This is a genomic window from Pantoea sp. S18, from assembly GCF_045689705.1.
Classification (GTDB): domain Bacteria; phylum Pseudomonadota; class Gammaproteobacteria; order Enterobacterales; family Enterobacteriaceae; genus Pantoea; species Pantoea symbiotica.
This window is the reverse complement of record NZ_CP142688.1, coordinates 182,633-208,621: the sequence shown is the minus strand read 5'-3', so window position 1 is coordinate 208,621 and position 25,989 is coordinate 182,633. Positions and strand designations below refer to the sequence as shown.

General features: G+C 55.8%; 24 protein-coding genes. 9 read left to right on the top strand and 15 right to left on the bottom strand.

The window, feature by feature from the left end:
- Positions 1–31 precede the first annotated feature (31 nt).
- Entirely contained in the window at positions 32–511 is a 480-nt protein-coding gene (locus tag VIJ98_RS00930; protein ID WP_323271885.1) for a DUF1456 family protein, read from the top strand.
- 136 nt (positions 512–647) lie between these two features.
- Here VIJ98_RS00930 and VIJ98_RS00925 read toward each other — a convergent pair whose 3' ends face one another.
- The gene (locus VIJ98_RS00925; protein ID WP_008105787.1) at positions 648–1,511 is read right to left on the bottom strand and encodes a carboxylate/amino acid/amine transporter; all 864 of its coding nucleotides are present in this window, start codon (positions 1,509–1,511) and stop codon (positions 648–650) included.
- Positions 1,512–1,849: 338 nt separating this feature from the next.
- On the opposite strand from VIJ98_RS00925, the gene glpT reads away from it, so the two are divergent.
- The gene (gene glpT, locus VIJ98_RS00920; protein ID WP_154156856.1) at positions 1,850–3,190 is read left to right on the top strand and encodes a glycerol-3-phosphate transporter; all 1,341 of its coding nucleotides are present in this window, start codon (positions 1,850–1,852) and stop codon (positions 3,188–3,190) included.
- Between the two features lie 33 nt (positions 3,191–3,223).
- Here glpT and yigL read toward each other — a convergent pair whose 3' ends face one another.
- Complete coding sequence (gene yigL, locus VIJ98_RS00915) at positions 3,224–4,024, bottom strand: sugar/pyridoxal phosphate phosphatase YigL (protein ID WP_008105786.1); 801 nt, start codon at positions 4,022–4,024, stop codon at positions 3,224–3,226.
- A 37-nt stretch (positions 4,025–4,061) separates the two neighbouring features.
- Complete coding sequence (pldB, locus tag VIJ98_RS00910; RefSeq protein WP_154194531.1) at positions 4,062–5,054, bottom strand: lysophospholipase L2; 993 nt, start codon at positions 5,052–5,054, stop codon at positions 4,062–4,064.
- A gap of 104 nt (positions 5,055–5,158) precedes the next feature.
- On the opposite strand from pldB, the gene rhtB reads away from it, so the two are divergent.
- Positions 5,159–5,782 (top strand): homoserine/homoserine lactone efflux protein, encoded by a 624-nt coding sequence (rhtB, locus tag VIJ98_RS00905; protein WP_008105784.1) that lies wholly within the window; start codon positions 5,159–5,161, stop codon positions 5,780–5,782.
- 62 nt (positions 5,783–5,844) lie between these two features.
- Here rhtB and rhtC read toward each other — a convergent pair whose 3' ends face one another.
- The 3 genes from rhtC to pldA are packed head-to-tail and all read right to left on the bottom strand — an operon-like array spanning position 5,845 to position 9,209.
- Positions 5,845–6,468, bottom strand: a complete 624-nt coding sequence (gene rhtC / locus VIJ98_RS00900; RefSeq protein WP_154156859.1) for a threonine export protein RhtC — start codon at positions 6,466–6,468, stop codon at positions 5,845–5,847.
- 12 nt (positions 6,469–6,480) lie between these two features.
- Complete coding sequence (gene recQ / locus VIJ98_RS00895; RefSeq protein WP_061719374.1) at positions 6,481–8,307, bottom strand: ATP-dependent DNA helicase RecQ; 1,827 nt, start codon at positions 8,305–8,307, stop codon at positions 6,481–6,483.
- A gap of 23 nt (positions 8,308–8,330) precedes the next feature.
- Entirely contained in the window at positions 8,331–9,209 is an 879-nt protein-coding gene (pldA, locus tag VIJ98_RS00890; protein ID WP_323271884.1) for a phospholipase A, read from the bottom strand.
- 165 nt (positions 9,210–9,374) lie between these two features.
- Here pldA and VIJ98_RS00885 point away from each other — a divergent pair, with 165 nt between their 5' ends.
- Positions 9,375–9,845, top strand: a complete 471-nt coding sequence (locus tag VIJ98_RS00885; protein WP_008105780.1) for a thioesterase family protein — start codon at positions 9,375–9,377, stop codon at positions 9,843–9,845.
- Between the two features lie 22 nt (positions 9,846–9,867).
- On the top strand, positions 9,868–10,767 hold the full coding sequence (gene rarD / locus VIJ98_RS00880) for an EamA family transporter RarD (protein ID WP_061719373.1): 900 nt from the start codon (positions 9,868–9,870) through the stop codon (positions 10,765–10,767).
- Here the strand turns inward: rarD and VIJ98_RS00875 are convergent.
- The 9 genes from VIJ98_RS00875 to VIJ98_RS00835 all read right to left on the bottom strand — a co-directional run bounded on the left by VIJ98_RS00875 (position 10,738) and on the right by VIJ98_RS00835 (position 21,490).
- Positions 10,738–11,790: an AbrB family transcriptional regulator gene (locus VIJ98_RS00875; protein WP_323271883.1), complete on the bottom strand. Its 1,053-nt coding sequence runs from the start codon at positions 11,788–11,790 to the stop codon at positions 10,738–10,740. The genes rarD and VIJ98_RS00875 overlap by 30 nt on opposite strands.
- 145 nt (positions 11,791–11,935) lie before the next feature.
- The gene (gene corA / locus VIJ98_RS00870) at positions 11,936–12,889 is read right to left on the bottom strand and encodes a magnesium/cobalt transporter CorA (protein WP_008105777.1); all 954 of its coding nucleotides are present in this window, start codon (positions 12,887–12,889) and stop codon (positions 11,936–11,938) included.
- A 310-nt stretch (positions 12,890–13,199) separates the two neighbouring features.
- Positions 13,200–15,362: a DNA helicase II gene (gene uvrD, locus VIJ98_RS00865; protein WP_154156861.1), complete on the bottom strand. Its 2,163-nt coding sequence runs from the start codon at positions 15,360–15,362 to the stop codon at positions 13,200–13,202.
- A gap of 52 nt (positions 15,363–15,414) precedes the next feature.
- Complete coding sequence (yigB, locus tag VIJ98_RS00860) at positions 15,415–16,131, bottom strand: 5-amino-6-(5-phospho-D-ribitylamino)uracil phosphatase YigB (RefSeq protein ID WP_061719370.1); 717 nt, start codon at positions 16,129–16,131, stop codon at positions 15,415–15,417.
- The gene (xerC, locus tag VIJ98_RS00855; protein ID WP_323271882.1) at positions 16,131–17,039 is read right to left on the bottom strand and encodes a tyrosine recombinase XerC; all 909 of its coding nucleotides are present in this window, start codon (positions 17,037–17,039) and stop codon (positions 16,131–16,133) included. Before xerC ends, yigB begins: the two co-directional genes overlap by 1 nt.
- On the bottom strand, positions 17,036–17,740 hold the full coding sequence (locus tag VIJ98_RS00850; protein WP_061719368.1) for a DUF484 domain-containing protein: 705 nt from the start codon (positions 17,738–17,740) through the stop codon (positions 17,036–17,038). The genes xerC and VIJ98_RS00850 overlap by 4 nt, the downstream gene beginning before the upstream one ends.
- Positions 17,737–18,561 carry a diaminopimelate epimerase gene (gene dapF / locus VIJ98_RS00845; RefSeq protein ID WP_008105772.1) on the bottom strand — a complete coding sequence of 275 codons (825 nt, stop codon included), beginning with the start codon at positions 18,559–18,561 and terminating at the stop codon, positions 17,737–17,739. Before dapF ends, VIJ98_RS00850 begins: the two co-directional genes overlap by 4 nt.
- 29 nt (positions 18,562–18,590) lie before the next feature.
- Positions 18,591–18,794, bottom strand: a complete 204-nt coding sequence (lptM, locus tag VIJ98_RS00840; RefSeq protein ID WP_008105771.1) for an LPS translocon maturation chaperone LptM — start codon at positions 18,792–18,794, stop codon at positions 18,591–18,593.
- Positions 18,795–18,928: 134 nt separating this feature from the next.
- The gene (locus VIJ98_RS00835) at positions 18,929–21,490 is read right to left on the bottom strand and encodes a class I adenylate cyclase (RefSeq protein WP_036648695.1); all 2,562 of its coding nucleotides are present in this window, start codon (positions 21,488–21,490) and stop codon (positions 18,929–18,931) included.
- 316 nt (positions 21,491–21,806) lie between these two features.
- On the opposite strand from VIJ98_RS00835, the gene hemC reads away from it, so the two are divergent.
- Genes hemC through hemY form a run of 4 tightly spaced genes read left to right on the top strand, consistent with a single transcriptional unit; the run spans position 21,807 to position 25,838 of the window.
- A complete protein-coding gene (gene hemC, locus VIJ98_RS00830) occupies positions 21,807–22,748 on the top strand; it encodes a hydroxymethylbilane synthase (protein ID WP_323271881.1) in 942 nt (313 codons plus the stop codon).
- On the top strand, positions 22,745–23,485 hold the full coding sequence (gene hemD, locus VIJ98_RS00825; RefSeq protein WP_008105768.1) for a uroporphyrinogen-III synthase: 741 nt from the start codon (positions 22,745–22,747) through the stop codon (positions 23,483–23,485). The genes hemC and hemD overlap by 4 nt, the downstream gene beginning before the upstream one ends.
- Before the next feature lie 23 nt (positions 23,486–23,508).
- Positions 23,509–24,639: a uroporphyrinogen-III C-methyltransferase gene (gene hemX / locus VIJ98_RS00820; protein WP_323271880.1), complete on the top strand. Its 1,131-nt coding sequence runs from the start codon at positions 23,509–23,511 to the stop codon at positions 24,637–24,639.
- Positions 24,640–24,641: 2 nt separating this feature from the next.
- Positions 24,642–25,838, top strand: a complete 1,197-nt coding sequence (gene hemY / locus VIJ98_RS00815) for a protoheme IX biogenesis protein HemY (protein WP_008105766.1) — start codon at positions 24,642–24,644, stop codon at positions 25,836–25,838.
- The last annotated feature ends 151 nt before the right edge of the window (positions 25,839–25,989 follow it).

Here is a 25,989-nt window from a genome sequence, read left to right as displayed (position 1 = left end):
CGCCTCAACCCGCGACCAAGAGAGTTTCACCATGATGAGTAACGATGTTCTGCGCAGCGTGCGCTATATGCTTGATTTGAGCGATAGCAAAGTGGTGGAGATTTTTGCCTTAGCGGGGAGTGAAGTTCCGCTAGAAGACGTGCAGGCGTGGATGAAGAAGGATGACGATGCTGCGTTTCGTAAGCTGCCGGATGTGTTGATGGGTTATTTCCTCAACGGTCTGATTTTTTACCGTCGCGGTAAAAGTGAAGATGCGCCCGCGCCTTCGATTGAGCGCCGCATGAATAACAACATTTTCATGAAGAAATTGCGTGTCGCGTTTGAGCTGAAGACCACCGATATCCCGGATGTGCTGCTGAAAGCGAACTTTAAGATTTCACAGGCTGAGGTTGGCGCGATTTTCCGCAACCCGGATCATAAGAATTTCCGCGAATGCGGTGACCAGATTCTGCGTAATTTCCTGAAAGGTTTGACGATGATTCATCGTCCGGGGCCGGCTAAGAAGGGTTAATCGCTTTCAGATCGGAGCCTGGTCAGGAAGTGGCCGCTCCGATCGCGAAGAAATATCACATCCATGTGGATCGCCCTCGCCATCCATGGCTCGGACGCTTCGCTTTTCGCAGCGGCCACTTCCTTCCCTTCTGGCTTTATGCGTTGCTTTTCTTACCTAATACCCAGCGTTTATGTACATAAAGGGATGCGAAAATCACGGCGGCACCGGCGATAAAACTCGGCCAATGCGGTTTCTCCTGCCAGATCGCCAGATTCACCAGCAAGCCTGCAGGCACATGCATGTTGTTCATAATGCCCAAGGTGCCGGCATCCACCTGCGTTGCGCCGTAGTTCCACATGAAGTAGCCCAAACCTGAAGCCGCCACGCCCAGCCACACCAGAATGCCCCACTGCAGCGAGGTGGTTGGCAGTTTGTTCGGATTGCCCCACAAGCTCCACGCGATTACCGCGATGATCACTGCGCCCAGATAGAACCACGAAAACGCGGTGTGCTGCGGCATCGGGCGAGTTTCCTGCAGACGTTTGTAGCCCACCATGCCGATGGCGAAGCAGATGTTTGCCGCCTGCACCAGCAGCAAGCCGAACCAGAAATGATCGCTGACTTTGTCGTAACGAATAATCGCCGCACCGATTACCGCCAGCAGCGCGCTGAAGGCATAGCCAATACGTAGCGGACGTCGGCTGAGCAAATCGTAGATCAGCGTGACGTACAACGGCGTCATCACGGTGAACAGCAGGAATTCGGTCACGCTCAGATAGAGATAGGCTTCAAAGCTCAGCAGGTACATGATGCCAAGCTGCAGCATGCCCACCAGCATATACAGCAAGATGGTGGAAGCACGATATCCGCGCCAGCGCAGGAACGGCAGGAAGACGATGGCGGCGAGCGCCAGACGCATTAACACGGAGAACCAGGAATCCACCTGACCAGCCAGGTATTCCCCGATTAAACTGAAGGAAAAAGCCCACAGAATGGTGGTAACGATCAGTAACGGCACGGTAACGATCCCAAAATGAACAGTGGCGCTAGTGTAAACAAACTGTCGCGATTAGCGTGAACTATCTGGTTTACGATTGTACAAAATGACGACAATTAGTTTTCATCGATCGCCTATTCGCCTGGATAAAAATGCGCGAAATACAACATTTCCTGGTTTTTATCGCTCTTTACTGTCATAAAACTGTAACATATGTGTCACATGTCACAGTAACCGCGTGTGACCATCACTATCCTTTGCGCGAAATGGAAACTTCGCTTTTCCATTTTTACGTCTGTTGCTTTTGCCCCAACCTGCTGGGAACCCATAACTATATCGCGCCCTGGAGGGCCACACTCATGTTGAGTATCTTCAAACCTGCACCGCATCGCCCTCAAGTGGCCGATGATCGTGTCGATCCGCTTTATCGTCGCCTGCGCTGGCAAATTTTCCTGGGAATATTTTTTGGCTATGCCGCCTACTATTTGGTGCGTAAGAACTTTGCGCTGGCGATGCCTTATCTGGTGGAACAAGGTTTTTCGCGCGGCGATCTCGGCTTTGCGCTGTCGGGAATATCCATCGCTTACGGCTTCTCGAAATTCATTATGGGTTCGGTATCGGACCGCTCAAATCCGCGCGTGTTTTTGCCCGCCGGATTAATTCTCGCTGCGGCGGTGATGCTGGTGATGGGGTTCGTGCCGTGGGCCACCTCCAGCATCATGGTGATGTTTGTGCTGCTGTTCCTGTGCGGCTGGTTCCAGGGTATGGGCTGGCCGCCATGCGGGCGCACCATGGTGCACTGGTGGTCGCAAAAGGAGCGCGGCGGAATCGTATCGGTGTGGAACTGCGCGCATAACGTCGGTGGCGGTATTCCTCCACTGCTGTTCCTGCTTGGCATGGCGTGGTTTAACGACTGGAAAGCCGCGCTGTATATGCCGGCGTTTGGCGCCATCCTCATCGCGATTATCGCCTTCGCCTTGATGCGTGACACACCACAATCTTGCGGTTTACCGCCGATTGAAGCGTGGAAAAATGACTATCCGCCGGATTACAACGAGGAGCACGAGCAGGAACTGACGGCGAAGCAGATTTTCATGCAGTACATTCTGCCCAATAAGCTGCTGTGGTACATCGCACTGGCGAACGTGTTTGTTTACCTGCTGCGTTACGGCATTCTCGACTGGTCGCCGACCTACCTGAAAGAGGTGAAGCACTTCACGCTGGATAAATCATCGTGGGCCTACTTCTTCTATGAATATGCCGGTATTCCCGGCACGCTGCTGTGCGGCTGGATGTCCGACAAAGTGTTTCGCGGCAACCGTGGCGCAACCGGCGTGTTCTTTATGACGCTGGTGACCATCGCTACCGTGGTGTACTGGCTGAACCCGCCGGGCAATCCAGGCATCGACATGCTGTGCATGATTGTGATCGGCTTCCTGATTTACGGTCCGGTGATGTTGATTGGCTTGCATGCGCTGGAGCTGGCACCAAAAAAAGCGGCCGGAACGGCAGCGGGCTTTACCGGGCTGTTTGGCTATCTCGGTGGATCGGTAGCGGCCAGTGCAATTGTCGGTTACACAGTGGATTACTTCGGCTGGGATGGCGGATTCATTGTGATGATTGGCGGATCGGTGCTGGCGGTGATTCTGCTGCTGCTGACCATGGTCAGTGAACATAAGCACAAGAAACAGCTGGCATAATCAGAACGGGCCGGTGATAACCGGCCCGTTTTTTTAGGCGAGGAACAGCTTACGCAGCGTGTGCGGTACGGCGTCATCCGCATTACTACCAATCACTTCCAGCGTTGGCAAGGTATCTTTCAGGCGCTGCTGCGCATTACGCATGATGCAGCCTTTACCTGACATGCTGAGCATCTCCACATCATTCATGCCGTCGCCGAAGGCGATGCACTCTTTCAGCGAGTGGCCGAGCTGTTTCGCTACCGCTTCCAGCGCATGACCTTTGGAAACGCCGCCCGCCATTACTTCCAGGCAGGTTGGCAGCGAGAAGCTGACATTCACGCGATCGCCCCAGCGCGCTTCAATCGCCTGCTCCATCGGAACCAAACGCTCCGGATCTTCGCAGGTGAAGAACACTTTGCTGATGCCGTCGGTCGGCAGCATGCCCGGCTGGTAAACCTGATAGTTAAATACTGACTCGCGGAAATAGTCCTGCTCGTCTGGGCGATGACGGCTCATGAACCACTCATCGTCGCGATAAACGTGCGTCAGGATGTGCTCGTCATGATATTGCAGGCCATACAAATCGCTGGCGATGTCGGCGTCGAGGTTGTGGCTGAACACCAGTTCACCTTCGGCGTTGTGCACGCGCGCACCATTGGACGTGATCATATAAGCGGGAATGCCGAGCTTATCGCGCATCTGTCCGACGTCGATATAGTGACGGCCGGTGGCAAAAACAAAGTGGATGTCTCGCGCCACCAGTTCCTGCAGCGTAGTGCGAGCGAACGGCGTCAGGCGGTGATCCGGAGAGAGCAGCGTGCCATCCAGGTCGGATGCGACGATGTGATACATGTAAACCTCGGGTGTTGATATCGGAAAGTAAAATTGATTAAGCGTGGTGTTCAAAAAAATCGACCACCGCGTTTAGCGCTTCGGCACGCATCGCGTCTGTTTCAAACAAGATCTCATGACGCGCTCCTTTTATCACATATGGCGCGTTACCTGCGCAGGGATGTCCTGCTTCGGCCATCGCCGTACAAAATAGATTTTGTGAGCGGTTATCCACCACATCATCTTCACTGGCCTGCAGCAGCAAGGTCGGCGTGGTGATGTTCGCCACCTGATTGAAGATGTCACGCCCGGCCTGCACGCCTTCGCGCACCCAGTGATAAGTGGGCCCACCGACGCGAAGCGCCGGATCGTCAGCGTAAAAACGCAGGTTGCGGCGATAGCGTTCGCGGCTGTGCGTCAGCCGGTTGATGCCAAACGGATTGGCGCGCCAGCGGCCGGTGCCCAATGCGTAGCCTTCACGCAGCGCGGGCAGTTTCTCGGTCCAGTCGAGAATGCGGTGCGCCATCCAGTCGGGCAGCGGCAGCACAATGCCAAACATCGGCGCGGAGAACACCGCAGCGTGAAACGCCTGCGGTTGACGCGCCAGAAACAGCGCTAAAATCGCGCCGCCCATCGAGTGGGCCAGCACGTAGCGCTGCTGATAATGGTTGCTGACTATCTCTTTCAGATACAGCGTTTCAAGATCGTCAACGTAGTCACCAAAATCCACCACATGGCCGCGGTGCGAATCTTCCAGCAGACGTTCGGAACGTCCCTGACCGCGATGGTCGAGAATCACCACATCGTAGCCGCACATGAACAGGTCGTAAGCCAGTTCGGGATACTTGATATAGCTCTCAATGCGGCCAGGCACGACCAGAATGACACGACGATGTTGCGGTGAGGTGAAACGAACGTAGCGAATCTTCAGGTTGCCGACGCCGGTGAATTCACACTCTTCACGGCGACGCCAGAAGTCGAGCAGCGGACCGGTAGCAAAGGCCGAAAAGCCTCGCTCACGTCCGAGCCAACTCTGTTTATGATGCTGCATCCGTCCCCCTGAAAAAAACGTGATTCACGTGCCTGTGCTGCGTAGCGTGCGGCGATTTTCTGTCGTATTGTGTCACACTTCGCTAACTTCAGGGAATGTCACACATGACCATTGAATGGTGGTTAACGTACCTGCTGACCACAACTATCCTCAGCCTTTCTCCCGGTTCCGGCGCGATTAACACCATGAGCACCGGCATCAGCCACGGTTATCGCGGCGCGGTGGCATCGATTACCGGCTTGCAGCTCGGCCTGGCCATTCATATTGTGCTGGTCGGCGCCGGTTTGGGTGCGCTGTTTTCCCAATCAATTCTGGCGTTTGAAGTCCTGAAGTGGGCTGGCGCAGCCTATCTGGTGTGGCTGGGCATTCAACAATGGCGCTCAGCGGGCGGTATCGATCTTGACGCCGTTGCCAAAGCGATGCCGCGTCGACGCCTGTTCAAGCGTGCCGTGTTGGTGAACCTTACCAACCCGAAAAGCATCGTGTTTCTCGCCGCGCTGTTCCCGCAGTTTATTCAGCCGCACCAGCCGCAGCTGATGCAATATCTGGTGCTCGGCGTTACCACCATTGTGGTCGATATCATCGTGATGATTGGTTACGCCACGCTGGCAACGCGCATTGCTGGCTGGATCAAAGGGCCGAAGCAGATGAAGCTGCTGAACCGCACCTTTGGTGGATTGTTTATGGCGGTTGGCGCGCTGTTAGCCAGCGCACGCAGAATGGCGTGATATTCAACCCGGTGGGCATAAATGCCCACCCTACGTAGGGTCGCCATTTATGGCGACCTGGTTTATCTCGAAATGATTAAATGAATGCCAAAACCTGCAAACAACACGCCCGCCATACCATCCACCCACTTCGCCATCCGCTGATACTTATCACGCATCCACGGCATAGCGAAAATCGCCGCTACCAGCGTAAACCACGCGAACGTCTCACCAATAATCAGCAGGAACAAGCCCCAGCGCTCCATCGCGCCGACGTCGTTGCCAACAAACAGTGAGAACACGCTACCGAAGTAGATGATCGCTTTTGGGTTCGACAGGTTAGTCAGGAAACCTTTCAGGAAGCTCATGCCTCTTTTCGGCAGCTCCACCACCGGCGTTTCCGATTGTGGCTGCTTGTGACGTTGACGCGCTGAACGCATCAGCTGCCAGCCCATCCACAGCAGATACAATCCGCCGCCGACCATAATGATTTCATGCAGCCAGGCCATTTTTTCCAGGATCAGATGCAGGCCCATCAGCGCCACACCGGCCCAAATCACAATGCCCAAGGTAATGCCCAGAACGCCCATCATCGCCTCTTTGCGCGAGCGGCTCGCCGCCGTTTGCGACACAAAGAAGAAGTCCGGGCCGGGACTCATCAGCGCAACCAGATGCACCAGCGCGACGGTGGCGAATAACATCAGCATGAATTTTTTCCTTTAACCTTCATCAACATGTTCTTTGATCATCACCAGGAACGGCTTACCAAAACGCTCCAGTTTGCGATGACCGACGCCGTTCACGCTGAGCATTTCTGACGCGCTAATCGGCATTTGTTCTGCCATTTCAATCAGCGTGGCATCGTTAAACACCACGTACGGCGGAATATTCTCTTCATCGGCAATCGCTTTACGCAGCTTACGCAGCTTGGCAAACAGCTGGCGATCGTAATTGCCGCTGTGCACCTTCGGCGAACTGCTGCCGCGCGTCTTCACCGTCACGATACGCGGCACCGCCAGCATCAGCGGCACTTCGGCACGTAATACCGGACGCGCCGCTTCAGTGAGTTGCAGCGCCGAATGCATGGCGATGTTTTGCGTCACCATGCCGAGGTGAATCAGCTGACGCAGCACGCTGATCCAGTGTTCGTGACTATGTTCGCGGCCTAAGCCGTACACCGGCAGTTTGTCGTGGCCGTTGTCACGAATACGCTGATTACTGGCTCCACGCAAAACCTCAACAATATAGCCCATCCCAAAGCGCTGCCCGGTACGATAGATGCTCGACAGCGCCTTTTGCGCCTCGAGCAAGCCGTCGTAGCGACGTGGCGGATCGAGGCAGATATCGCAGTTGTCGCACTGCTGCTGGCGACCTTCGCCGAAATAGTTCAGCAATACCAGACGACGACAGGTTTGCGCTTCGGCAAACGCGCCCATCGCGTTGAGTTTGTGGCGTTCAATATCCTGCAACGGGCCGGGCACTTTCTCTTCCAGACATTTACGCAGCCACGCCATGTCGGCCGGATCGTAAAGCATCATCGCTTCGGCAGGCAGGCCATCACGCCCGGCGCGGCCGGTTTCCTGATAATAGGATTCGATGTTGCGCGGAATATCGAAGTGCACCACGAAGCGCACGTTGGGTTTGTTGATGCCCATACCGAATGCCACGGTGGCGACCACAATTTGCAGATCGTCACGTTGGAAGGCTTCCTGCACGCTGGCACGCTGCGCGCTATCGATACCGGCGTGATAAGCGCCAACGCTCAAGCCACGGCTCTGCAGGCGCGCGGCGGTGTCTTCCACTTTGGCGCGGCTGTTACAGTAAATAATGCCGCTTTTGCCGCGCTGATCCTGCACATAACGCAGTAACTGCTCGGTGGGTTTGAATTTCTCCACCAGCGTGTAGCGAATATTCGGGCGGTCAAAGCTGCTGATTTGAATCAGCGGATCGTCCATCTGCAGCAGATGGGCGATGTCATTACGCGTGGTTTCATCAGCGGTGGCGGTCAACGCCATGACCGGCAGATCGGGGAAGTGCTGACGCAGCTGGCCAATCGAGCCATATTCCGGACGGAAATCGTGGCCCCACTGTGAAATACAGTGCGCTTCATCTACCGCCAGCATCACCGGATTCCACTGGTGCAGACTGTCGAGGAAGTTGTCCATCATCAGGCGTTCAGGCGCGATATATAGCAGCTTGAGTTTGCCAGTACGACAGTCCGCAAACACCTGCTGCTGCTGCTCGCGCGTTTGCGTCGAGTTGAGGCACGCTGCTGCCACGCCGTTCGCCAGCAGCTGATCGACCTGATCTTTCATCAGTGAAATCAGCGGTGAAACCACCAGCGTCAGCCCTTCGCGCACCAGCGCCGGGATTTGATAGCACAGCGATTTGCCGCCGCCGGTCGGCATCACCACCAGACAATCGCGTCCTGACAGGGCGGTTTCGATGATGTTTTGCTGACCTGGGCGGAACTGCTGATAGCCGAAGGTATCTTGTAATACCTGCTGCGCCAGCATTTCCTGATTAAGCACTGCCGATGTTGCCACGGTAATCCTGTCTTTGTTGCGGGTTAGAACAGATCGTTGAGCGTCACGCCCACGCCGAAGCGCGTCTGGCGATGGTTATAGTCGATCAATGATTCACCATAGCCGCTGAACACCTGCGTGTAAAAGCGCACGTGTTCAGAGATTGGGTAGCTCCAGGCGAAGGTTGCACCGCCGAAGCCGCTGTTCCAGTTGTAGTTACCTTCCACGCTGAAAATGTTCTCGCCCATCATGTAGCCGAGCTTGGCGCGGTAGTAACCCATGTATTTGGTGATGTCCGGGTTATCGTCATTGCTTTCACTTTCTGGCAGACGATACCAGGGTTTGATCTCCGCGAGCAGATTGCCGTTCTGCGCCATGAAGCGCGCGTAAACGCGGTTCCAGCTGCGCGAAGTTGGCTCGCTGCGGCCGTTCGACTGATGCACTAAGCCAGTTTCCACATCGCGTAAGGTCCAGCCTGCGAAGGTGTAATCGGTGGCCCAGCCGAGGAAAATCTGTGGCTCATAATCGGTTTCACGGAACGGTGATGACGCACCACGGTTCGAGAGCTGCCACCACGAGCGCTGAGTATAGGACGCCGCCAGCACCGAGTTATCGCCTAAAATGCCGCGCCATAGCGGAAACGCCAGGCTGAGCTGGAATTTTACTTCATCATTTTTAGCTTTGTCTGCCCAGCTGTACGAAGAGATCGCCTCTTTGTTCATGTCTGTGGTGTAGGTGTAGAGCAGATAGTTGTTTTCGTAAGGATAAAGCACGAACGGGTTATCGTGTTTCTCCAGCAGGTTAGCGATAATGCTGCCCTTCACTGCCGGTGCATCATGAACCTCTTTTATCGTGGCTTCTTCAGCCTGCGCCAGGCCAGGAAGGATCAGCGCCGCGGCCAGCAAGGCGTAATGCTTACGCATAGAATTCTCCAGAGAACTGCGTGTCGTAATCGTCAAGTGACGGTTCAAAAAGCAGGCCATTCTACACGCAAAACCTGCGGTTGATCAGCGCCGATTTCCGAAACTGGAAAGCGGCTCGAACGCGGCATAATATACACAACTCGTTAACATTTTAAGGCAGGAATTATGTCATCCCCGTTGCTGACACAGCAGGAAGCGCGCCGTTTGATTGGCGAAATTTTTGTTTATCACATGCCCTTCAATCAGGCGCTCGGATTAGAGCTGGATCGACTGGAAGCAGATTACGCCGAACTCGGCTTCGCCAATAAAACCATGCTGGTCGGCAACGCGGCGCAGCAGATTTTGCATGGCGGCGTCATCGCCTCGGTGCTGGATGTCGCCGCCGGGCTGGTGTGTGTCAGCTATGCGCTGACGCGTCAGGAGAGCATTACCGAGGAAGAGCTGCGTCAGCGCCTGTCCCGTATGGGCACCATTGATATGCGCGTGGATTATCTGCGCCCAGGCCGCGGCGAGCGCTTTATCGCCACCAGCAGCCTGCTGCGCGGCGGCAATAAAGTCGCCGTGGCGCGCGTGGAGTTACATAACCAGCAAGGCGATTACATCGCTACCGCTACCGCCACCTACATGATTGGCTAATCAGTACTTTTGGAATGACATGATGGATTCGCAACAAACTCGCCAGGGTATTGGCTACGCGCTCGGCGCTTACTTCATTTGGGGCATCGCGCCCGCCTACTTCAAGCTGGTCAAAGAGGTGCCCGCCACCGAAATTATGACGCATCGCGTGATTTGGTCCGCGCTGTTTATGCTGCTACTGATCACCCTGACGCGGAGTTGGGCGCAGGTGCGCAGTGTGCTGGCGCAACCGAAAAAGGTGCTGCTGCTGGCGCTGACCGCCGTCACCATTGGCGGTAACTGGCTGCTGTTTATCTGGGCGGTGAATAATCAGCACATGCTGGAAGCCAGCCTCGGCTACTTTATCAACCCGCTGATTAACGTGGTGTTTGGCATGCTGTTCCTGCGCGAACGATTCCGCCGCTTGCAGTGGCTGGCGGTATTACTGGCGACAACCGGTGTGCTGGTGCAGCTGTGGCAATTTGGATCGCTGCCGATTATCGGCCTTGGTCTGGCGCTGAGTTTTGCTTTGTACGGTTTGGTGCGCAAAAAGATTCAGGTCGATGCGCAGAGCGGCATGCTGATCGAGACGCTGTGGCTGTTTCCGCTGGCGGCGATTTACCTGTTTGGCTTTGCAGACAGCGCGACCAGCCATCTCAGTGCCAACGCCATGAGCCTTAATCTCAAGCTGGTCGCGGCGGGCATTATCACCACCATTCCGCTGATGTTGTTTGCGGCCGCCTGCGCGCGTCTGCGCTTATCGACTGTCGGCTTCTTCCAGTATCTGGGCCCGACGTTGATGTTCCTGCTGGCGGTGCTGTTCTACGGCGAGAGCCTGACGCCAGATAAAATGGTGACCTTCGGCTTTATCTGGCTGGCGCTCGCCGTGTTCATTATCGATGCGGTGGCGTTCTCAGCTCGGGCGCGCATGCGCGTAGCGTGAAATAAAACGCGCCAGCGCCGGGCCGGTGAGCAAGATGGTGAACAGACGCAGCGTCTGCAGCGCCATGACAAATGCCATATCGACCCGCGTGCCGGCCGCAATAATCGCCACGGTATCCAGCCCGCCCGGGCTGGTTGCCAGATAGGCGGTCATCAGATCGACGTGCAAAACGCGCGTCAGCATCCAGGCTAATCCGCCGCATAACAGCATTAAGCCGAAAATCGACAGCAGCATTTGCGGCAGCGTTCGCAGCGCCAGCTTGAAAATCGGCCGGGTGAAACGCAATCCCACGCTCCAGCCAATCAACGCATAAGCCAGCGCCAGCAACCATTCCGGTACCTGCAAGGTCGCCACATCCGTGCCGTGCAGCACCGCGCCGATCAGCGCCGGTAGCAACAAAGCGCCGGAAGGAATGCGCAGCTTCTGGCCAAGCCACGCACCGGCGAACATCACCAGCAATGTCAACAGGAAGCTACTGTGCAGCGCGGGAAACCACACCAGTTCAGCCGCACCGCCGTTGGAACCCAAGCCAATGCGCGCCACCACTGCAGCAGCAGTGGCGACAAATAGCACGCGCAGATACTGCATAAACGCCACCAGCCGCACATCCGCCCCGAAATCACCGGCCATTGCTACCATCGCCGAAGCACCGCCTGGCGACGATCCCCATGCGCCAGTTGGGCCGGGCAAATTACTGAAGCGCACCAGCAGAAAACCGGACAGGCCGCTGGCCGCTAGCGTCAGCACCAGCACCGCCAGCACCACCGGCCAATCCTGAATCAGCGGCGTGAGAATGCCCGGCGATAAGCTCTGGCCGATCATGCAGCCGAGCACCGCTTGTGCCAGCACGAAGAAACGCTTATCGATGCGAACGGTAGCGCCGGACAAGCCCATAACGGTGCCGACAATCATTGGGCCAAGAAGCAGGGCCGCAGGAAGGTGGAACAGCTGGAGGATAATCCCCAGCACTAACGAAGCAATCAGCAGAAGTATCCATTGCAGTCGCAATGAGAAGCGCGCCATAGGAGAGAATCAGATAGTGAGCAGAGCCAACAGGTTACGCAGAAAATTAAAGTTTATCTACCAGGTCGCCATAAATGGCGACCCTACGTTTGTCATGAGCGGTTTTGTAGGGTCGTCATTCATGACGACCTGGACTTGAGAACGGTTACAACCAATTCTTGCGTTTGAAATAGAGGTAAGGCGCCAGGCCGGCGAGGATCATCAGGCTAATCGCGCCCGGGTAACCAAAGCTCCATTTCAGCTCCGGCATAAACTCGAAGTTCATCCCGTAGCTTGATGCCACCAGCGTTGGCGGCAGGAATACCACCGATACCACCGAGAAGATCTTGATGATGCGGTTCTGCTCGATGTTAATGAAGCCCATCGCCGCCTGCATCAGGAAGTTAACCTTCTGGAACAGCGATTCGTTATGCGGCAGCAGCGATTCGATATCGCGCAGGATTTCACGTGCCTGCTCCAGCTGGTTGCCCGGCAGACGTGCTTTACGCACCAGGAAGTTGAGGGCGCGCTGGGTATCCATCAGACACAAACGCACTTTCCAGCCGATATCTTCCAGCTCCGCCAAACGTGATAGCGCCTGATCGTACTCTTCGCCCTGCTGGCCTTCCATGATCACGCGGCTGAGTTTTTCCAGCGCGCTATAAATGTTCTCGATCTCATCCGCCAGCTGTTCGATTTTGGTCTCAAACAGATCCAGCAGCAGCTCATAGGCGTTGCCATCGGTCAGCATCTGGTTGCGCGCACGCATGCGATAGAGACGGAAAGCCGGCAGCTCACGTTCGCGCAGCGTATACAGGCGATCTTCGCGGATGGTGAATGCCACAGTGGAGTTGCCCGCGTGGTCTTCGGCATCTTCAAAGAAGAAGAAGGAGTGAATGTGCAGGCCGTCTTCGTCTTCGAAGAAACGCGCCGAGGCTTCGATGTCTTCCAGCTCCGGACGCGTTGCCAGGCTTTGGCCGAGCTCACACTGCACGCGATCGCGTTCGCTGTCGTCGGGTTCGATCAGATCGACCCAAACAGACGTGTTGAGTTTGTCGTTGTCTTCTTCCAGCTCGATGCGCGTCAGGCGATTACGATCGAGTTTAAATGCGCTCAGCATAGCAATAACTCCCCATTTTTTCGGAATGGGACAAGGCGGTGACCACTGTAGATTACGGGCACGGCGAAGCCTGAACACGGAAACTTTCGCTTCAAGGGTAAATCAGTGCTAACTCACGCGACGAGAGTAAAAAAGGGAGGTCGCTGATAACCGCTAAGGCTACCAGCTAAAAGAGGTAACCTTAGGAGTTCCTGTTAAACAGGTGATTGAGCCAGCATCGACTGGGCGCGTCCAAGGCATTGTCCTCTCATGATAATAGTGCGCGCATGTTACGCTGAGACGAAAAAGTCGTCAAGGTAGCGCAACCGCGCTACACCGTTTCCAGACGGGCGTAAGCCGCCACCAGCCACTTGATCCCCTGGCCCTGAAACGCCACTTGCAAACGGCTGTGTTCGCCGCTGCCTTCGAGGTTAATGATGGTGCCTTCACCGAACTTGGCATGGCGCACGCGCTGGCCGAGCGTGAAGCCGCTGTCGTTTTGCGCGATTGGCGTACCCATGCGCTGATGGCTCACCGGACGGCTGACGCTGGCGCGCAAACGCACCTCTTCCACGCACTCTTCCGGCAGCTCGCCGATAAAGCGTGATGGACGGTGATACACTTCCTTACCATAAAGACGACGGCTTTCGGCATAAGTGAGCGTCAACTTGACCATCGCACGCGTTACGCCGACGTAAGCCAGACGACGCTCCTCTTCCAGACGACCGCCTTCATCCAGCGACATCTGGCTCGGGAACATGCCCTCTTCCATGCCGACGATAAATACCTGGCTGAACTCCAGCCCTTTCGCCGAATGCATGGTCATCAGCTGCACCGCGTCCTGCCATTTGTCGGCCTGACCTTCGCCCGCTTCCAGCGCCGCATGCGACAAGAACGCCTGCAGCGGCATCAGATCTTCGTCTTCGTCCTGATAGCTGAACTGGCGCGTTGCAGTGACCAGCTCCTCTAAGTTTTCAATACGCGCCTGGCCCTTCTCGCCCTTCTCCTGCTCGTACATCACCCATAAACCGGAGTCTTTGATGACGCGATCGGTTTGCACATGCAGCGGCATCTCGGATGTTTCGCTGGCCAGTGAATCGACCAGCTCGCAGAAGCGCTGCAGCGCCGACGCGGCGCGTCCGGCTAACACTTTGTTCTGTAACAGCTCGCGCGTGGCTTGCCATAAAGTGAGTTGCTGATCGCGCGCGGTCTGGCGCACCACGTCGAGCGTACGATCGCCCACGCCGCGCACCGGCGTGTTCACCACACGCTCAAATGCCGCATCGTCATTGCGATTGGCCATCAAACGCAGATAGGCCAGCGCATCTTTGATCTCCTGACGCTCGAAGAAGCGCATGCCGCCATAAATGCGATACGGCATGCTGCCTTGCAGCAGCGCCTCTTCCAGCACACGCGATTGGGCGTTGCTGCGGTAGAGAATGGCGCAATCCTGCAGCGCGTTGCCGTTTTCATGCCAGCTTTTGATGCGATTGACCACAAAGCGCGCTTCATCCAGCTCGTTGAATGCGCAGTAGAGCGAGATCTTTTCGCCATCGCTGCCGTCGGTCCACAGCTCTTTACCGAGGCGGCCATTGTTGTTGGCGATCAGCGTGTTAGCGGCTTTCAGAATGTTGTTGGTCGAGCGATAGTTCTGCTCCAGGCGAATGGTTTCTGCGCCGGGGAAATCCTGCAGGAAGCGCTGGATGTTTTCTACCTGGGCACCGCGCCAGCCGTAAATCGACTGATCGTCATCGCCGACGATAATCACGCGGCCGGTATCACCCGCCAGCATGCGAATCCACGCGTACTGAATGTTGTTGGTATCCTGGAACTCATCCACCAGCACGTTACTGAAACGCTCGCGGTAATGATTGAGGATATGCGGCTTGTTGAGCCACAGTTCGTGGGCACGCAGCAGCAGCTCGGCGAAATCCACTAAACCGGCGCGATCGCAGGCTTCCTGATATGCCTGATAGATGCGCAGCCAGGTTTGTTCAACCGGATTGCCGTAGCTTTCGATGTGTTTTGGACGCAGACCTTCATCTTTTTTGCCGTTGATGTACCACATGCCCTGACGCGCAGGCCACTGTTTCTCATCAAGGTTCATGGCTTTGATCAGGCGCTTCAACAGACGCAGCTGGTCGTCGCTGTCGAGAATCTGGAAATCCTGCGGCAAACCGGCATCAAGGTGATGCGCGCGCAGTAAACGGTGCGCCAGGCCGTGGAAGGTACCAATCCACATGCCGCCCTGGCTGGTGCCGATCAGCTGATCGATACGATGGCGCATTTCTGCCGCTGCTTTGTTGGTAAAGGTCACTGCCATAATCGAATACGGCGAGCAGTTCTCTACCGACAGCAGCCAGGCGATGCGATGCACCAGCACACGGGTTTTGCCACTGCCTGCTCCGGCCAGCACCAGCAGGTTGCTGCGCGGTGCGGCGACCGCCTCGCGCTGTTTGTCATTCAAGCCGTCAAGCAGTTCAGAAACGTCCATAAGCACCGTCTAAAAAAGGAGAGCATCCAGTTACTGGATAAATTTACAGCTATTATAGCAGCGAGGTCAGAGATGCCAACCGATCAATTTCAACATGCGGCAGCAAACGCGCATCGTCGATCTTCATCAGATTGCCTTCTCGCAGGTTGATCCAGCAGGCTTGCATCCCGGCACGCAGCGAACCGGCAACATCGGTGGTGAGATCGTCGCCGACGTGCAGAATGTGCTGCGGCGCGATGTCCAAACGCTCAGCGGCCAGATGATACATATCCTGCCACGGCTTGGCGCGACCGTGCGGACCGGCACGCAGCGCGAACTGGAAGTGGTGATGGATGCCGAGCTTTTCCGGACAGGCATTGCCGTTGGTGATCGCCACCAGCGGCACACGCTCACCCAGCCACGTCAGCGTTTGATGTGTCTCTTCTGGCATGGTCACTTCGCTGCGCCATTGATGGAACACGCTCATCACGTCGCTGGCACCGGCGCTGGCTTCTGATGCCGACAAGCCGACATTGAGCAGCGCCAGCTCCACCGAGCGGCGGCGCCATTCAGACACGTCGTGATAAATTTCCGGCTCGCGCGCCAGCAACTCATTACGCAGCGCCTGATAATCCGCCGGGGTGAATTCACGCAGCGCCGGATGATACGCCTGCAGTGCAGCGTGCGATTCGGCGGTGGTTTTGCGGATCACCGGATGGTTGTCATACAAGGTGTCGTCGAGATCAAAAGTGATCGCTTTGATCGGGCCGAGCGGACGATAAAACTTCATTAAGACTTTCCTCGTTTGGCACGTGGATGGGCCGCATCATAAACCGTCGCCAGATGCTGGAAATCCAGATGGGTATAGATTTGCGTGGTCGCCAGATTAGCGTGGCCGAGCAGTTCCTGTACCGCGCGCAGATCGCCGCTCGATTCCAGCAAATGCGTGGCAAAAGAGTGGCGCAGTTTATGCGGATGAATATGGCTGGCGACGCCTTGCTTGATACCCCATTCGGCAAAACGCTTCTGCACATTGCGCGTCGAAATTCGGCTGCCGCGGCTGGAGACAAACACCGCGTCATCCTGCGGCGCAAAGCTATCACGCAGCGATAACCAGTGCTGAATCCAGGTGACCGCCGTGCCGCCAATCGGTACGCGGCGCTCTTTGCTGCCTTTACCCAGCACCCGCACTTCGCCCGCTTCCAAATCCATGTGGCGACAATCCATATTCACCAGCTCGGAGAGACGCAAGCCGCCGCCGTACATGGTTTCCAGCATCGCGCGGTCGCGCACCGCCAGCGGATCGTTGAGATCGATCTCCAGCAGTTGGTTAACTTCGTCGACGTCCATGTTTTTCGGCAGATGGCGCGCGTTACGCGGCGTGGAAATGCCTTTGGCGGGATTGGCGCTTAACATGCCCTGATGCACTTGCCAGTCGAGAAAACTGCGCAGCGCCGACATGCGCAGTGCCAAACTGCTGGCACCCAAACCGCCACGGCGGCTGCGTGCCGCCAGGCTGCGCACCTGCGCCGGTTCCAGCTGCGACCAGCTCGTCAGCTTCATCTCATCGGCAATTGCCATAATCGCCTGCAATTGCCGTTGGTAATTCTTTTGCGTCAGCGGACTGAGCTGGCGTTCGACCTTAAGATAACGCAGAAAGTCATCCACGGCCGGCAGCAGCGGACTGACGTGACTCATGCGCGTTCAATCCAGCGTGACAGCAAATCCGGCAGCATTTGCGCCAGATGCTGCAGCAGCAGCGTGCCCATGCCCGCCTGATAATGCTGATTATCGCGGCTGGTAAACATCAATACGCCCAGCTCGCCGCGCTCGCCCATCAGCGACATCGCCACCGAGCCAATCGCTTTGGCCTGCGGCAACAGCAGCAGCAATTCCGGGCCGTTGAGGCTGCCGAGATAGTGATGTTCATTGCCGAAGCGCTGAATGCGCAATGGTTCGAATGCCTGACGTGACAAGCCGAGTTGGGTGAAATCAGAGGGCGCGCCGATGTGCCACTTGTCATTGAACACGCGCACGTGCGCACCGGCCAGACCGAGTTCGCGCGCCCAGCGGTGCAGACGCGTTAACATCTCTTGCAAGCTGTCGGCGGCGGCAAGATGACCTTGTAGCGCCAGCAGGCGATCAAACAGCTGATGGTTAGCCGTGGCCTGCTCCATCAGCAGCGTGATCTCCTCTTCCAACTGCTGGATGTGGTTGCGCTGACGCGCCATATGCCACTCCACCAGCGAAACGCTGCCGCGTACCGGATGCGGCACCATCATCTGTTCGACCTGGCGCGCATTGCGAATAAAGAAATCGGGGTTTTCGCGCAGAAATGCGCTTACCGATTGATCGTCCAGCAAAACCTCGCTTTCGGTCTGCTCTTCGACATTTTTCATAGATGAATAAACCCATCGTAGACGTGTGTGGCAGGACCGGTCATAAACAGCGGTTGCCCTTCCCCTTTCCAGGCAATATGCAGCGTTCCGCCCGGCAAATCGACGCGGACATTCTCCGCTAAAATGCCCTGCTGAACGCCGCAGGCCACCGCCGCACAAGCGCCGCTGCCGCAAGCCTGGGTTTCGCCCGCGCCACGTTCGTACACGCGCAGACGGATGTGTTCACGATTGACCACTTCCATGAAACCGACGTTAACGCGCTCCGGGAAACGCTCGTGGCTTTCCAGCTCTGGACCGAGCGTTTCCACCGGCGCGGTTTTCACGCTTTCTACCTGAATCACGCAGTGCGGATTGCCCATCGATACCGCACCAAACATCACGGTTTGATCGGCAACACGCTGCAAATAAAGGTTCTCTGCTTTATTGGCACGCAGCGGCACGCTTTGCGGTTCGAAGTTCGGTTGTCCCATATTGACGCGCACCAGCTCATCATTGGTAACGCTGAGCACCATGCGGCCGGTTTGTGTACTGACGCGAATGTCGCTTTTGTTGGTCAACCCTTTCAGACGCACAAAGCGGGCGAAACAGCGAGCGCCGTTGCCGCACTGTGCGACTTCGCTGCCATCGGCGTTGAAAATGCGGTAATGGAAATCGAGATCCGGATCGTAAGGCGGTTCGACGATCAGCAGCTGATCAAAACCGATCCCCAGATTTCTGTCCGCCAGGCGGCGAATCAGTTCCGGCGAAAAAAAGACGTTTTGCGTCACAGCATCCACGACCATAAAGTCGTTGCCGAGACCGTGCATTTTTGAGAACTGCATTTTCTGCTCCGCCGGATTACTCATAGATTTTAGTTCGCCTGCGAACCAGGCTTGCTGGTGACCAAACCACCGACATCAGCATCCTGAGCGGCTTTTTGCTGCTGCTCGGTGACCTGCTGTTTCGGCTTGTTTGGCTGATCTTTCGGCGGGAAATACAGCGGTCCTTTCAGGCCACAGCCTACCAGGCTGACCAGTGCCAGCGCCATACCCAGCTGACTCATCACTCGTATCATTCTGTCTGCTCTTCTGTCCTTAAGCCATGGTTGCTTATCATCGCAGTTGACGTTGTAAAAGCAACAGGAAATAGCCGCATTTCCTGCGGCAGGTCAGAGTTACAGCGCATCCCGCCGCGCGAACGCAGGCGGGATCAATGCATTTGGTAGCGTGGCTGGAAGTCGCCGTTGTCGTTGTCAGGCTGCGTGGCGCAGAGCTGCGTTAACGTTTGGCTGCGGAAAGGAATCACCTGGAAACGCTCGCCAGTATTCACAATCTGATAGAACTGCGGCAGGTTGAAATTGATAAAGCTGGAGCCGTAAGTAAAACGGTCATGCGACGACGAATAGAATCGACTCACGTCGCGCACCAGCTCTTCTTTACTGCCTTCGCAATGGTGATAAACCTCAACGCGATTGGTTTCGTCGAGGATATAGATATTGAATCCGCGATCGTCATTGGTATCTTCAAAGAAGAACTGAATGATGCCTTCGCTGGCGTAGCCGTTTACTACCGGCGGCAACGGCGTCTGGTTCGATTCCACTTTGATCGACAAACCGTGCAGCTTGTTGTTAGAAATCGCGCCATAGAATTCGACGGCGTTTTCCAGCTTCTGTACCGACACGCTCATGCGTTCGAAGAATAAGCCCCAGGTTTGGCCCGCCATGCGCAACGCTTTAAAGCGGCCCGGTTCCTGACGCGTGCTCGACAGACGCAGCTCAATGCATTCCGAAACCAACTGCTGCACGCGAGTACGAATCAAACCGCGCAGATGCTGGCTATAGCAGAACACTTCTACCGTATCCGGCGGCGCAGCATCCTGATGCATTTTGCCGAGAATAGTTTTTAGCGCTTCAATCATCGCCTGCTCGCCGTTGAAGTGCAGCGTACGCACTTCATTCCACGAGTTGCGATAGAGCAGATCGATGCTGCCAATCAGGCATTGCTGCTGCTGACCGAAGCTGAACACATCCAGCTTGCGGAAATCAAAATGCACCACCTGATTGCGGAACGCCGAGGTAGGATCGTGTTCCAGGTTAACGATAATCGCTAAGTGACGAATTTCGCATGGGCTGTAGAGCGCTTTTGGCGTCGGTGCCGGCACGCGCAGCGGAAAGTGGCTCGACACATCGTTCACCAGCTCCTGCAAACGCGGTAGATCGCACAGATCGTTGCCTTTCATATGCAGACGCGTTTTGCTGGTCAGCAAACCGTTAAACCACGCCCACGCCACCAGCTTGTTCAGATAGCGGTTATATTCCAGCGGCTGATGGCTGATGATGGAACTCATATCCGGCGATTGGTTATACAGATACCAACCGGCACGATTGGCGCGGCCCGCCGGGACGTGAATAAAGGTGAGATTCTCTTCCGAGAGATCGGGCGAAATCTGCGGGTTCACCAAGGTGACTTTACCCGGCAGCGCCTCGAATGCGGCATACAGTTTACGCGTCAGCACGCCGATATCCTGCGGGCTGGCGCTGACGCTTAAATTGTTGCGGCGCGCAAAGCGAATCAGGTTGCGATAGCTCTGCATCATCGCATCCAGCAGCTCATTATGCGCTTCACGTACGCGTTCGATTTTCCACTGCGCGCGGTTATCCAGTACCGCTAACTTCTCTTCATCCCAGCCCCACTCTTTAACCAGCTGCGATAGAATCTCGCGGCGCCAGCCGGTGCGCTGATGATGGTGATCTTCGCTCGAGAGCTTTTCACACACTTTTAAATAGAAACATCGACGCACTAAATCGAGGCGCGCCATGTCATCAACGCTGGTGAGATAGCGCGTCACGCGCTCCAGCATCATGCAGTAAGGATCGAGACCGAAGCAGACAATTTCGCCGTCGTGCAGGCGCTGCTTGATGTCCATCGACAGCAGCTGCGTATTGGGATATTCCCAGCTGTAGGCTTCCAGCAGCAGGGTTTTAAGCACCGCTTTGTACGGCGAATCGATACTTTTATACAGCTGCCACAAGCTGGCACCGAAGTACTCTTCCGCTGACAACGTGCCAAGCCCGCCGAGATCCAGCCACTCATTCGGCGTCAGAACGCCTTGTGAATAGAGCGACATGACGTAATCGTCGTAATGGTGCTCCTCTTCGCCGGGCACCATATTCCACAGGATGCGTTTACCCGCCATACGCACGGCGGTACGGTAAAACTCATCCAGCAGCAAAATATGTTGGGTAGAACCGCAATCTTCACCGCCGAGGCTGCCGCTTTCATTGTGGCGGAAACGGTTCTCGTCAATCAGGAAGAAGCTAACTTCCACACCCATCGACACACACCATTTCTGCAACAGCGTACACTTACGCTGCAGATTGAGGCGCTCTTCATTATCCAGCCACGATTGGTGGCACACCCAGATATCAAGGTCGGAGATGCTGTTTTGCCCAACGGACGAAGTGCTGCCCATTGAGTAAATGCCGGTAATCGGACGTTCGCCCGCGACGGCAGAGCTGAGCTCGAGCGGTTGACCGCCCGCTAAGTTCTGCAGCAGCTGAAGTTGGTTTTCATCGGGCGTGTAGAGGCAGACGCCATGCGGAACGTTACCTTCAACGTAGCCAGGCATCAGTGGATGATGGTAGTGCAATAATGTTGGCAGCAGACTGTAGACTTGCTGGAAAGCAGGTCCCATGGCAGCCAGTGCGCGATCTACACGCAGCTGGTTAATCGCATCCAGTCTCTGTTTCAGTGTCTCAATGTAGAGGTACAAGACGTTTCGCCTGATTGTCCCAGTGTTAAGCACCCTGTTTCCGAATTTTGCCGCTTAATAATAAATATATTGGGCAAATAATTGCTGGAAACGTGATCAATCTAACACCTGGAGGATTGACCGTAAAGAAAGTTGCGCTACTTAACAGTTTAGCATGTTCCGACCGTAGCTCTGCTTTTTTCAGACTTCGACTCTAAACTGCGACCCGCAAGATCCAGGCACAGTCTGACATCGCGGCCTTTTCAATCCGTTGAAACTGACAGCATTCCCCTATCAATGATAGGATATTCGATGAACGATCAAAATGGTTAACAGCATGTTAAACAAAATTTTCAGAATTGCTACCAGACAAAGTCCCCTTGCTCTGTGGCAGGCACAATATGTCCAGCAGCGCCTGATGGCGGCTCATCCGGGTCTGCAAGTTGAGCTGCTGCCGATGGTCACCAAAGGTGATGTCATTCTTGATACGCCACTGGCAAAGGTCGGCGGCAAAGGGCTGTTCGTTAAAGAGCTTGAGCTGGCAATGCTGGAAGGACGCGCCGATCTCGCCGTGCACTCGATGAAAGATGTGCCGATCGATTTTCCAGAAGGTCTCGGTCTGGTGACCATTTGCGAGCGTGAAGATCCGCGCGATGCTTTCGTCTCCAATCGTTACAACAGTATTGATGAGCTGCCGCAAGGCGCAGTTGTCGGGACGTCCAGCCTACGCCGCCAGTGTCAGCTTAGCGCCCGCCGTCCGGACTTAGTGATTCGCTCGCTGCGCGGCAACGTCGGCACGCGCCTCGGCAAACTCGATGGCGGTGAATATGACGCCATCATTCTGGCGGCGGCAGGTTTGAAGCGTTTAGGTCTGGAAGATCGCATTCGTCAGGCAATGCCTGCAGAGATTTCCCTGCCAGCTGTGGGTCAAGGCGCTGTCGGCATTGAATGTCGCGTGGATGATGAGCAATTAATTACGCTGCTACAGGCGTTGAATCACGACGATACTGCCGTGTGCGTGCGTGCCGAACGTGCGATGAATACGCGGCTGGAAGGCGGTTGTCAGGTGCCAATCGGCAGCTTCGCAGTGCTGGAAGACGATCAGCTGTGGCTGCGCGGATTAGTCGGCTCACCGGACGGCAGTCAAATGGTGGTGGGCGAGCGCCGTGGTCCACGCGATCACGCCGAAAAAATGGGCATTTCGCTGGCCGAAGAGCTGCTGGATGGCGGCGCGCGCGACATTCTGCGTGAAGTCTATCAAGGTCAACCGCCAGCATGACCATCCTCGTGACCCGCCCGGAACCGGCCGCCACTGAACTGGTCTCGCGTTTGCGCAGCCTGGGCAAGCTGGCATGGAGCCTTCCGCTGATTGAATTCACGCCGGGTCGCGATCTTATTCATTTACCTAAGCAACTTGCTGCGCTCCAGCCAGGCGATCTGGTGTTTTTGCTATCGCAGCAGGTCGTCACGTTCGCCGAACCCGCTTTACAGCAGAGCGCGACTACGTGGCCTGAAGCACTCAACTATTATGCTATTGGCCGCAGCACTGCTTTAGCCCTGCATACCGTCAGTAATCTAAAAGTAGACTATCCTCATGCGCGGGAGACCAGTGAAGAGCTGGTGCGCCTGAATCGTCTGCAGCAGGTTAGCGGCAAACGCGCGCTGATTCTGCGCGGCAGCCCAGGACGCGAGTTGCTGGCGGAAACGCTGATTGAGCGCGGCGCTGAGGTGCAATATTGCGAGTGTTATCAGCGTTGTGAAAAGCACTACAACGGCGCGACGGAAGGCCGGCGCTGGCGCGATCGCGGCATTACAACGCTGGTGGTCACCAGCGGCGAAATGTTACAACAACTCTTTTCTCTTTTTCCGCCAATTGATCGTCGGGAATGGTTACTGCACTGTCGGCTTGTGGTCGTCAGTGAACGTTTGGCTACGCAAGCCGCTGAATTAGGCTGGCAGGATATTGATGTAGCCGATGGTGCCGATAACGACGCGCTGCTGCGCGCGTTACGCTGAACTTAACAATGGGATGAGCCATAATGACGGAACAAAAAGCCTCCTCCGCCATGGTTGAAGAAACCACCCCAGCGGACAATTCTCCCTCTCCAGCAACCAAGCCACCACGCGATAAAAAGAGCGATGGCAAAGTACTGAGTGCAGTGGCGATTGTGATTGCGCTGGCGATTGGGGCGGGACTTTACCTTAATGGGAAACACCAGGCCGATTTACAGGCTCAAACTAATCAGAATCTCACTGAGCAGCTAAGCACCTTGCAGCAGCAACTGGGCAGCGACAAACAGCAACTGACGCAACAGCTGGCTAGCGCCAACAGCGCCTTGCAGGAGACGCGCACACAGCAGGATAACAGCGCTAAAGAGCTGGAAACTCTGCGCGATAAAGTCGCCACCATCTCTGGAAACGACACGCGTACCTGGCTGCTGGCGCAGGCGGATTACCTCGTCAAACTGGCGGGCCGCAAACTGTGGAGCGATCAGGATGTCACCACCGCAGCAGCGTTACTGAAAAGTGCCGATACCAGCCTGGCCGACATGAACGATCCAAGCGTAATGAACGTGCGTCGCGCCTTAACGCAGGACATCAGTTCACTCTCCGCCGTCAGCCAGATTGATTATGACGGCACCATCCTCAAGCTTAATCAGCTGTCGAACGGCGTCGATAATCTGCGTCTGGCTGACAACGACAGCGATGATTCACCTATGGACGCCGATGGCGGTGAGCTCTCCAGTTCGCTGCACGAGTGGCGTCAAAATCTGGTGAAAAGCTGGCACAACTTTATGGATGATTTCATCACCATCCGCCGCCGCGATAACACCGCACAGCCGCTGCTGGCTCCGAATCAGGACGTTTACCTGCGCGAAAACATTCGTTCGCGCCTGCTGATTGCCGCCCAGGCCGTACCGCGTCATCAGGATGAGATCTACAAACAGTCTATCGATGCGGTATCGACCTGGGTTCGCGCCTGGTACGACACCAACGATGCCGCCACCAAAGCCTTCCTTGCGCAGCTGGATGAACTGAGCCAGCAGAGCATTTCGATGGATGTGCCGGATACGCTGGAAAGCCAGCCGCTGCTGGAAAAACTGATGCAAACTCGCGTGCGTAATTTGCTGGCTCAGCCATCGGTTGCTGCTGATCAACAGGGAGGCTAACCATGCTGAAAGTATTGGTGCTTTTCCTGCTGCTGATTGCCGGCATTGTGGTTGGACCGATGGTCGCAGGCCATCAGGGCTACGTGCTGATCCAGACCGACAACTGGAACATTGAAACCAGCGTTACTGGCCTGGCGATCATTTTGATTCTCAGCCTGCTGGTGATCTTGTTGGTGGAATGGATTCTGCGTCGCCTGTTCCGCACCGGCGCACGTACACGCGGCTGGTTCACTGGCCGCAAGCGTCGTAGCGCACAGCGCCACACGCAAAGCGCGTTGATGAAACTGGCGGAAGGTGACTTCAAACAGGCTGAAAAACTGCTGTCGAAAAATGCCGACCACGCCGATCAGCCGGTAGCTAACTACCTGCTGGCTGCAGAAGCGGCGCAGCAACGCGGAGACGAAATCCGTGCGAATCAGCACCTGGAGCGCGCTTCTGAGTTGTCAGTGAACGACACTATTCCGGTCGAAATCACGCGCGTACGTCTGCAACTGGCGCGCAACGAAGATCACGCTGCACGTCACGGCGTTGACCGCCTGCTGGAAGTCGCGCCGCGCCATCCGGAAGTGTTGCGTCTGGCAGAACAAGCCTACATTCGTACCGGCGCGTGGGGCGCATTGCTCGACATTTTACCTGCGATGCAGAAAGTGCAGATCAATGATGAAGCACAGCGCGATGCCTTGCAGCAGCAAGCCTGGCTGGGCCTGATGAACCAGGCGATGGCCGATCAAGGCAGCGACGGTTTGAAAAAATGGTGGCAGAACCAGAGCCGCAAAACGCGTCAGGAAACCGCCTTGCAGGTGGCGATGGCAGAACATCTGATTGAGTGTGACGATCCGGACACCGCGCAGAGCATCGTGCTGGAAGGTCTGAAGCGTCAATATGACGATCGTCTGGTTTTGCTGATGCCGCGCATTAAAAGTGGCGATCCGCAATCTCTGGAGAAAGCGCTACGTCAGCAAATTAAACAGCATGGCGCCACGCCGCTGCTGCACAGTACGCTGGGCCAGATGCTGATGCGTCATGGTGAATGGCAGCAAGCAGCAGAAGCATTCCAGCAAGCGCTGGCTCAGCGTCCTGATGCGTTTGATTATGCCTGGCTGGCCGATGTTTACGACCGCCTGCATCGCCCGGAAGACGCCGCCAAAATGCGTCGCGAAGGCCTGTTACTTACTCTGAAGACCAATCCCAGCGCCTGATTTTACGATTGTTACTTTTGTGCACGCCGGGCTTGTCCCGGCTTTTTTTTGCCTGCAATTTATCGCTAATCAATATCCTGATCTGTTTCGATCATTACCGTGTGGTTCTGATGAAATTTTACACAGCCACATTAAATTGTTATGATCGGAT

Bases quoted from the DNA above. Each gene is read 5' to 3' on its own strand.
- VIJ98_RS00930 (WP_323271885.1), top strand. From the start codon at position 32: ATGATGAGTAACGATGTTCTGCGCAGCGTGCGCTATATGCTTGATTTG.
- glpT (WP_154156856.1), top strand. From the start codon at position 1,850: ATGTTGAGTATCTTCAAACCTGCACCGCATCGCCCTCAAGTGGCCGAT.
- yigL (WP_008105786.1), bottom strand. From the start codon at position 4,024: ATGTATCACATCGTCGCATCCGACCTGGATGGCACGCTGCTCTCTCCG.
- pldB (WP_154194531.1), bottom strand. From the start codon at position 5,054: ATGCAGCATCATAAACAGAGTTGGCTCGGACGTGAGCGAGGCTTTTCG.
- rhtB (WP_008105784.1), top strand. From the start codon at position 5,159: ATGACCATTGAATGGTGGTTAACGTACCTGCTGACCACAACTATCCTC.
- rhtC (WP_154156859.1), bottom strand. From the start codon at position 6,468: ATGCTGATGTTATTCGCCACCGTCGCGCTGGTGCATCTGGTTGCGCTG.
- pldA (WP_323271884.1), bottom strand. From the start codon at position 9,209: ATGCGTAAGCATTACGCCTTGCTGGCCGCGGCGCTGATCCTTCCTGGC.
- VIJ98_RS00885 (WP_008105780.1), top strand. From the start codon at position 9,375: ATGTCATCCCCGTTGCTGACACAGCAGGAAGCGCGCCGTTTGATTGGC.
- rarD (WP_061719373.1), top strand. From the start codon at position 9,868: ATGGATTCGCAACAAACTCGCCAGGGTATTGGCTACGCGCTCGGCGCT.
- VIJ98_RS00875 (WP_323271883.1), bottom strand. From the start codon at position 11,790: ATGGCGCGCTTCTCATTGCGACTGCAATGGATACTTCTGCTGATTGCT.
- corA (WP_008105777.1), bottom strand. From the start codon at position 12,889: ATGCTGAGCGCATTTAAACTCGATCGTAATCGCCTGACGCGCATCGAG.
- uvrD (WP_154156861.1), bottom strand. From the start codon at position 15,362: ATGGACGTTTCTGAACTGCTTGACGGCTTGAATGACAAACAGCGCGAG.
- yigB (WP_061719370.1), bottom strand. From the start codon at position 16,131: ATGAAGTTTTATCGTCCGCTCGGCCCGATCAAAGCGATCACTTTTGAT.
- xerC (WP_323271882.1), bottom strand. From the start codon at position 17,039: ATGAGTCACGTCAGTCCGCTGCTGCCGGCCGTGGATGACTTTCTGCGT.
- VIJ98_RS00850 (WP_061719368.1), bottom strand. From the start codon at position 17,740: ATGAAAAATGTCGAAGAGCAGACCGAAAGCGAGGTTTTGCTGGACGAT.
- dapF (WP_008105772.1), bottom strand. From the start codon at position 18,561: ATGCAGTTCTCAAAAATGCACGGTCTCGGCAACGACTTTATGGTCGTG.
- lptM (WP_008105771.1), bottom strand. From the start codon at position 18,794: ATGATACGAGTGATGAGTCAGCTGGGTATGGCGCTGGCACTGGTCAGC.
- hemC (WP_323271881.1), top strand. From the start codon at position 21,807: ATGTTAAACAAAATTTTCAGAATTGCTACCAGACAAAGTCCCCTTGCT.
- hemD (WP_008105768.1), top strand. From the start codon at position 22,745: ATGACCATCCTCGTGACCCGCCCGGAACCGGCCGCCACTGAACTGGTC.
- hemX (WP_323271880.1), top strand. From the start codon at position 23,509: ATGACGGAACAAAAAGCCTCCTCCGCCATGGTTGAAGAAACCACCCCA.
- hemY (WP_008105766.1), top strand. From the start codon at position 24,642: ATGCTGAAAGTATTGGTGCTTTTCCTGCTGCTGATTGCCGGCATTGTG.